This is a genomic window from Actinocrinis sp., assembly GCF_035938995.1.
GTDB lineage: Bacteria > Actinomycetota > Actinomycetes > Streptomycetales > Catenulisporaceae > DASZGI01.
In genome coordinates this window covers 1-6,597 of record NZ_DASZGI010000323.1, presented here as the reverse complement: position 1 = coordinate 6,597, position 6,597 = coordinate 1, and the positions used below count along the sequence as shown (strand labels likewise).

The 6,597-nt window shown below is 67.4% G+C and carries 8 protein-coding genes; 6 read left to right on the top strand and 2 right to left on the bottom strand.

Going from position 1 to position 6,597, the window contains the following annotated elements; translation table 11 throughout:
• Positions 1 to 69: 69 nt before the first annotated feature.
• Positions 70 to 702, bottom strand: a complete 633-nt coding sequence (locus VGZ32_RS23020) for a dihydrofolate reductase family protein (protein ID WP_326888241.1) — start codon at positions 700 to 702, stop codon at positions 70 to 72.
• A 145-nt stretch (positions 703 to 847) separates the two neighbouring features.
• Between VGZ32_RS23020 and VGZ32_RS23015 the strand changes: the two genes are divergently transcribed.
• The 4 genes from VGZ32_RS23015 to VGZ32_RS23000 all read left to right on the top strand — a co-directional run bounded on the left by VGZ32_RS23015 (position 848) and on the right by VGZ32_RS23000 (position 4,574).
• A complete protein-coding gene (locus VGZ32_RS23015; RefSeq protein ID WP_326888240.1) occupies positions 848 to 1,213 on the top strand; it encodes a YciI family protein in 366 nt (121 codons plus the stop codon).
• Positions 1,210 to 2,442 carry an RNA polymerase sigma factor gene (locus VGZ32_RS23010; protein WP_326888239.1) on the top strand — a complete coding sequence of 411 codons (1,233 nt, stop codon included), beginning with the start codon at positions 1,210 to 1,212 and terminating at the stop codon, positions 2,440 to 2,442. The genes VGZ32_RS23015 and VGZ32_RS23010 overlap by 4 nt, the downstream gene beginning before the upstream one ends.
• Before the next feature lie 351 nt (positions 2,443 to 2,793).
• Entirely contained in the window at positions 2,794 to 3,162 is a 369-nt protein-coding gene (locus VGZ32_RS23005; RefSeq protein WP_326888238.1) for a hypothetical protein, read from the top strand.
• Positions 3,159 to 4,574 carry an MFS transporter gene (locus VGZ32_RS23000; protein WP_326888237.1) on the top strand — a complete coding sequence of 472 codons (1,416 nt, stop codon included), beginning with the start codon at positions 3,159 to 3,161 and terminating at the stop codon, positions 4,572 to 4,574. The genes VGZ32_RS23005 and VGZ32_RS23000 overlap by 4 nt, the downstream gene beginning before the upstream one ends.
• A gap of 275 nt (positions 4,575 to 4,849) precedes the next feature.
• Here the strand turns inward: VGZ32_RS23000 and VGZ32_RS22995 are convergent, their stop codons facing one another.
• Entirely contained in the window at positions 4,850 to 5,149 is a 300-nt protein-coding gene (locus VGZ32_RS22995; RefSeq protein ID WP_326888236.1) for a hypothetical protein, read from the bottom strand.
• Between the two features lie 7 nt (positions 5,150 to 5,156).
• On the opposite strand from VGZ32_RS22995, the gene VGZ32_RS22990 reads away from it, so the two are divergent.
• Both VGZ32_RS22990 and VGZ32_RS22985 read left to right on the top strand, forming a co-directional pair.
• Entirely contained in the window at positions 5,157 to 5,546 is a 390-nt protein-coding gene (locus tag VGZ32_RS22990; RefSeq protein ID WP_326888235.1) for a hypothetical protein, read from the top strand.
• 573 nt (positions 5,547 to 6,119) lie between these two features.
• Positions 6,120 to 6,597 (top strand): hypothetical protein (locus VGZ32_RS22985; RefSeq protein WP_326888234.1); only part of this gene is annotated, 478 nt, incomplete at its 3' end.

Genomic DNA, 6,597 nt, shown 5'->3' with positions numbered 1-6,597 from the left:
CGCGGCCGCCCCTAGGACCGGCGAGCAGACCAGCCGACAGCAGGAGCATGGCTCACTACGGTTTTCTGATCATCGGGTGAAGAACAGGTGGGTCGCCCCGCTGGGCACGGAAACCGCCTCGACGGTGAACCGCTCGTGCAGCGCGTCGAGACCGTCCCAGAGCCGGACGCCTCTTCCCAGCACAAGCGGCACCAGCACGACATGCAGGTAGTCGACCAGGTCGGCGGCCAGGAACTCGTTGACGGTGGTAGGTCCGCCCCCGAGCCGGACGTCCAGGTCGCCGGCCGCGTCGCGGGCGCGCTCGAGGACCTCGGGCGGGGTGCCGCTCACGAAGTGGAAGGTGGTGGCGCCGACGATGAGTGGCTCGCGCTCCCAGTGCGTCATGACGAAGCAGGGCGTGTGGAAGGGCGGCTCCTCGCCCCACCAGCCGCGCCAGCCGTCGTCCGGCCAGGGGCCGGTGGTGGGTCGGAACTTGTTGCGGCCCATGATCTCGGCGCCGATCCCGGTGCCCCAGGCCGCGGCGATCGCCTCGTCCGGGCCGAGCTTCCCGTCCGGCTGCAGGCCCCGCCAGATGCGGATCTTCCCGAACCAGTCGAGGAACTCCCGTTGTGCGTGGCCGAACGCGGCCTCGGTCGACTGCCCCTCGCCGGTGGCATATCCGTCGAGGGAGACGACGAAGTTGTGAACGCGCAGCTTTGACACCTCGTACCTCCTCGGTTGTGCGCAGCGGTCACCCATATGACGATGAAACGTCGGTGCTTCCGACAGTCTTGTAGGAAACGGCCGCGGACGGTCGTCATATCGGTGAGGACTCGCCGACGGCGGCCCACGGACCAAGGAGCGCACCGTGAAGTACGCGATGTTCATCGTGATCGACCCCGAAACCACCGAGGCCGACGACGCCGCGGCCCCCTCGATCGACGGCTGGTTCGACTACATGATCGACAAGGGGGCGTACCTCCAGGGGATTCGGCTTCAGCCGAAGTCCGATGCCACAACGGTGCGCGTACGCGACGGCAAGGTACTCATCACCGACGGCCCCTTCACCGAGTCGGCCGAGTGGATCGCCGGCGTGGCCGTCATCGAGTGCAAAGACCTCGACGAGGCCATCGAGCAGGCGCTCAAGCACAACATGGCCTACCAGGGCCGCCTGGAGATCCGGCCCATCCACTCCATGGGCGGCCCGGATGACCGCCCGAAGGCCACTGAGTGACCCCTGACCGCGCGACCGCACCCGACACCGTCGCCGGGGCGGTCCGGCACGGACGCCTGGCCGTCGTGGCCACGCTCGTCCGCCTGACCGGCGACTTCGACCTGGCCGAAGACTGCCGGCAGGACGCCGTCGAGCGTGCCCTGATCAAGTGGCCGATCCACGGCGTCCCCGACAAGCCGGAGGCCTGGCTGAGCGTCGCGCGCAACCGCGTCCTGGACGTCCTCAGACGCCGCCGCACCGAACTCGAGAGGCTCTCCGACCTGCAAGCCGCGATTCGACCGGCAGACGATCAGTCCTGCGCCATAGAGGACGACCGGCTCAAACTGCTGTTCGCCTGCTGTCACCAGGCACTCCCGGTCGCCGGGCGCGTGGCGCTGACTCTTAAGACGGTCACGGGGCTATCCACCCGCGAGGTGGCGCGGGCGTTCCTCGTGTCTGAGACGACGATGAGCCAGCGGCTGCTGCGCACCAAGACAAAGATCAGGAATGCCGGGATCGCGCTCCGCGTCCCGCCTGCCGACCAGCTCGCCGACCGCATCGACGGCGTCCTGGCCGTGATCTACCTGCTGTTCACTGAAGGCTATAGCGCCACGGAGGGTCCGCCGTTGCGCGAAGCCCTGACCCGCGACGCGATCGGGCTCGCACTGCTCGTGGTCGATCTGCTGCCCGCGCACGACGAAGCCAGGGCCCTGCTCACCCTGATGCTGCTGCAGGATTCACGACGCCGCGCACGCGTCGGCCGCGACGGCGAACTGATGCCGATCGACGAGCAGGACCGGGCTTTGTGGGACCGCGACCAGATCAGCGCCGGACTCAGGACCCTGGTCGGTATCCCGCCTGATCAGCCTTCCGGCCCGTACCGTCTCCAGGCCGCCGTCGCAGCGCTCCACGCGACCGCCGCCCGAGCCGAGTCGACCGACTGGGGGCGCATCGTCAGGGCCTACGACGCCCTCCTGGCCATCCAGGACAGCCCCGTCATCGCGCTGAACCGGCTGATCGCGCTCAGCTTCCGGGACGGTCCCGACCGGGCGCTCGAACTGCTGCCAACGCTCCAGGAAGACGTTGCCGCCTGCCCCCTGTCGCACGCTGTCCGCGCGGACTTGCTGCGGCGCGCCGGCCACGTGGCCGAAGCCATCCCTGCCTACCGCATTGCCGTAGAGCAGGCGCGAACCGACTCAGAGCGACGCTTTCTCGCCCGCCGTCTCAACGAAATCCCGCAGGCAGCGTGATACGACCGCACCATCCAACGAACGGCTGCGACTATGCGCGCCGAGAAGTACGAGCGTCGGTGATGCGTGTCGGCGAGACGAGTGATCCGTTGGGCGGCGGCGGTGGAGTCAATTGTGCGTCATGGTTCTGTTCGTGCCTGACATTGATCTGACAGTGGTTTGAAAGCCTTGGGGCAGTACGCTCGGGCGATCAAGGTGTAGGGCCGAAACCGTTGGTCGCAGAGCATGCTGGTTGACGGCGCCAAGCCTTATGCCCTGTGTTGTGGTCCCTTGCAGGTCAGGACATGAACATATCCACTACGTTCTGAGTTCTGAGCTTCCCTCTGCGCGGAAGGCGGCGGTGAGGTCGCGATGGGTCGGATCAGCCTGACGGAGGTGGCGCGGTGGGTGCGGCGTGGCGAGCCCGCGTCGTCGGTCGATCGCGGGCGTTTTCAGGGGGCCGGTGAGCCGTACCCGGGGCATTGGCGTGTGTTTCCCGCTGCGTGGCCACCGGTCGATCCCGACGATCCCGTGGTTGCCGGGGTGGTGGCGGCCGGAGTCGAGGAGCTGCCGTCGACGTGGCGGTCGGTCGTCGTCGCCCGGGACGAGCGTGGCGAAGAGGCGGGCGAGGTCACCGCCCGGTATGGGGTGGGCGGGACGCAGCAGCGGGCGATCTTGAACAAGGCGCGCGCCGGCCTGTGGTCGCGGTTGGCCGATCACTTCGGTGCAGACCGGCGATGAGCGTCGTGGACGTGGTGGGCGGCGTCGGCTCGGTGCGCCGCATCGTCGCACAGCGGTTGGCGCCGTTGCAGGTCGCGGTGGCGTTGCAGGGCTTCCTGTTGTGGGTGCCGGTCGAGAAGTTGTTCATGACGCAGATCGGTTTCAACGCGCGCTCGATCGGCCTTATGGCCGCCGCGTACGCGGCCGTAGTGCCGCTGCTCGAGGTGCCCTCCGGAATCCTCGCGGATCGCTGGAGCCGTACCTGGATCATGGTCTGCGCGAGTGTCGCGGTGATGCTGAGCACGCTGATCGGCGGGCTGAGCACGAACGTGGCGACCTACATCGTGGCGGCGATGTTCCTGGGCGTCTTCTTCGCGCTGAACTCGGGCACAGTCGACAGCGTCGTGTACGACGTCGTGTTGGAGGAGACGGGCTCCAGCGAGCAGTACGAGATTTGGATCGGCCGAGTACGCATGGTCGAGGGCGGCTCTTTCGTTCTCAGCGCGCTTGCCGGCGGCGTGCTCGCCGCGTGGACCTCGCCGCGGGTGACGTACTTCGTGTCGATCCCGTTCGTCGTCGCGGCGGTCGCGGCGTTCTTCCGGTTCGACGAGCCGCGCCTGCACCGCGCCACCGAAGCCGTCGCCTTGCGCCGACACATTGCCCTGACCTTCCGCACGATGATCCGACAACCCGGCATGCGGCGTGCGGTGCTGCTGGCCGCGCTGACCGCACTGGTCTCCCAGGCGGTGTTCGAGTTCGGACCGCTGTGGCTGGTCGCCTTCGCCGCACCCGCCGCGCTTTTCGGCCCCTACTGGGCGGCGCTGGTGTCGACCCTCGGCATCGGCGGCTTCCTCACCGGCAGACTCAACCTGGATCGACGCGCGGTCATGCTCGTCCTCGCAGTCGGCGCGCCCGCCGCGTCGATCATCCTCGCCTGGACTCACGCCCTCGCGGCGGTGATCCTGGCGCAGATCGTGCTCGCGTTGCTCTTGGCGATCGTCGGTATCCGGGCGGGCAAGCTGCTGCACGACGGGGTACCGTCGAATATCAGGGCCGGGATCTCGTCCGGGGCCGGCACGCTGGCGTGGATCCTGTTCCTGCCGTTCTCGCTGGCCTTCGGGTCGATCGCGCACGCGTACGGGGTGAACCGGGCCGGCTGGATCATGGCCGGCGCGACCGTGCTGATCGCCGTGCTGCTCGTCGCGTCGATCGCCGGCCCACCGGCTCCTGCGGAGCCTGAAGAGTTCGCTTGCCAGGATCTGGTCGAGCTCCTCACGGATTACCTGGAGGGCACGCTCTCGCCGCAACTCGTCGAGACGTTGCAAGCCCACCTCGCCGAGTGCGACGGATGCGGTGAGTACCTGAAGCAATTCGAGTTCACCATCGCGGCGCTCCACCAGGCGGGCCGAGGTTCCCAACTCGACAAGCGATGACGCCGCTCGAAGGAGCCGGAGCCATGCTGCCGGAAGGGAAGACGGCGGTCGTCCACAGTGCCTGTGTTGGTCGGAAACCGGCCACTGCCTGTGATCTGGGGTGTCACGCAGCAGTTGGTACACGTTGAACGTGCTTCCGCAGCGTGCAGTGCTCGAGGTGTGCCTTACCTACGGCTCGCCCGTGAAGTCTGTTGTAGATCAGTCAGCGCGGCGATCTGATCGGCGGGCGGCCCGGCAGGAGGACGTTCCCGGTATCTCCACCGTCATCGCGAGGATCAGCTGGGTCCGGGAGCGCGGTCGGTCAGGTTGCGGATCGCGAATACCATGGCCCCGATCGCGCAGATCACCGTCACCACGAAGACCACCGCCGGGCCGATTCCGGTCCAGTCGAGCATCCGAACCATGCTGCCCGCGGTGAGCATCACGCCCAGGCAGGCGAGCATTGGCCAGGAGCGGCAGCGCAGCCGCAGCCGTTCATCGTCAACCCAGTGGCTCAGCGCACGCAGGACGAGCGGCAGAAGCAAGCAGAGGATGCCGGTCACCAAGCCGAACCAGTTCGAGAAAGTGTGGAACACGACACCGATGATCGGGCGCCGTAGCGGGTGGGGAAAAGCCCCGATTCCGTGGCGATTCCTCGCCCCGCTCATGTTCACCGGACTGCCGGGGTTCGGCGTCGCGGACCTCAGGCCGGCGTGGGCGGCGCACCTGGGCGACGGACGGGTGGGCACCTGGACAGTCACCGAGATCCGCTGCGTGGGCAGCGCCAAGTGCACTTGGTGGAGCCAGTTCGTCTCCGCCGACGGCACTGACGTGCGCGACCAGGTCCAGAGGAGTAACGGCGCCTCGCGGTTGCCCGCTGTCGGCGGCCAGCTGGCGGCTGCGGACATGGCGACCCCGACATGGTGTACCCGAGAGGTAGCGGCTCTGCCTGGTGGAGCGTTCCCCGTGCCGAAAATGCATCCGCGCAGGTGAAAACCTGCAGGCGCTGCGTTGCGCGTCGTTCTGGTGGGCGCCGGGGCGTGGCTCGGCCGAGCCAGACGGTGCAGCTGAATGGCGGTTCAAGTGGACCGAAGGCCACATACCATCCTCTTCTACGTACGGCACCACAGCCACGTCCGACCACATCGCGCTTGGCCTGCTAGCACCGCGGCCGCGAGCCAGGGTCATCGACCTAGTCGAGCAATGCCGGATACGACGAGAAAGCATTCTCGGTGGGCTGATCGACGAATATGAACATAGTGCTTGACTGTCAACATCCTGTCTGAAACAGGCCAGTTCAAGCCTCAGAGGCGATTTGGAATCCTTACTAGATCGGCATCGGGAGAGAAGCGGGCGTTGTGCCGCCTCAGGAGACGGCTCCATCCGGCGGTTGTGCCGTCCAGCGTCCGATCGCGGCCCGCGCGTGAGAGTGCGCGGGTACTCGTGCGTGGCGCTGACAGCGCGCGCTCGCAAATCCGTGCTTCCGTGTGCGACTAGTCGCCCGAATCGCATCGCGGATCAGCGGGAACGAAATTAACGTATTGGCCGCGCGAGAGGTGATCGGTGATGGGCGATGTCGGCGATCAGTTCGAGCTGCCACCTTTCTGGTTGGTGCACGCCCTGACCTGGCCTGCGCGCATTGATCAGTGGAGCCTGGCGCGAGCCGCCCTGGTCTGGGTGCCCGCGCTGGCTGGGCCGCTGCCGAGAGCGGCTGCGGACGTGCGTTATGTCGCCGGGGTCTACCATCAGGTTTACGGCGGTAGCGTGGTCTTCTTCTCGGACCTTGACGGATTACTCGACGAGGAACGCACGAGCTGGCGTGAGCGACGTACCGACCCGCGCGAGGCCCTCGATCAGCTGCTGCAGGGCGACCTGACAGTGCCCACCTTGTTGCTACTCATCAGCTGGTACGCACACAAGGTCCTCACCCGAAACCCGCGCGCACCAACCTCCGGCACCTACGCCACGCCCATCCCCGCCTGGCAGCGCGAAGCGGTGCGTCAAGCCATCGCGCTTCAACTGGCCGCCGACTGGCCGAGCACAC